The 702-nt window shown below is 73.1% G+C and carries 2 pseudogenes; one reads left to right on the forward strand and one right to left on the reverse strand.

Annotated elements, in window-relative coordinates:
• Positions 1-496: pseudogene (locus tag CCL05_RS41755) on the forward strand (phospho-sugar mutase); the annotation flags it as partial.
• A 93-nt stretch (positions 497-589) separates the two neighbouring features.
• Here the strand turns inward: CCL05_RS41755 and CCL05_RS46830 are convergent.
• Positions 590-702, reverse strand: a pseudogene (locus CCL05_RS46830) (PH domain-containing protein); the annotation flags it as partial.

Below are 702 nucleotides of genomic sequence, written 5' to 3' on the forward strand. Positions count from 1 at the left end.
CCTCGGCTACTGCGTCGACCCGGACGGCGTACGCGACAAGGACGGCATCACGGCCGCGCTCCTGATCACGGAACTGGCGTCGCAGCTCAAGGAGGAGGGCCGCACCCTCCTCGATCTCCTCGACGACCTGGCCGTGGAACACGGCCTGCACGCCACGGACCAGCTCTCGGTCCGCGTCGAGGACCTGTCCCTGATCGCGGCCGCGATGCGCCGCCTGCGCGAACAGCCCCCGACCGAGCTCGCCGGCCTGCCGATCACCCGCACCGACGACCTCACACAGGGCACGGACACCCTCCCGCCCACCGACGGCCTGCGCTACACCCTCGACGGCGCCCGGGTGATCGTCCGCCCGAGCGGCACGGAGCCGAAGCTGAAGTGCTACCTGGAGGTCGTGCTCCCGGTCGCGACCCACGCCGAGCTCCCCGGGGCCCGCGCACAGGCGACGGCCCTACTGGAGTCGATCAAACGCGACCTGTCGGCAGCGGCAGGCATCTGACCACACCGCGGTCGGACACTGACAGGTCGGCCCCACCGAAGCCGAGCACCCCGGCCCGGGGGCCGACCCCTCGGGGGCCGACCCCCGTCCCCCTCAGCCGACCACCAGCAGAATCAACACCAGCAACGCCCCGGCAACCGCCGGCCCCATCACCTCGTACGCCCACCGCACGGTCACCTCCCCCTGCGCCGTCTCCGCCCGGCCCC

The organism is Streptomyces africanus (genome assembly GCF_002150735.1).
In the GTDB taxonomy this organism is placed as follows: domain Bacteria; phylum Actinomycetota; class Actinomycetes; order Streptomycetales; family Streptomycetaceae; genus Streptomyces; species Streptomyces africanus.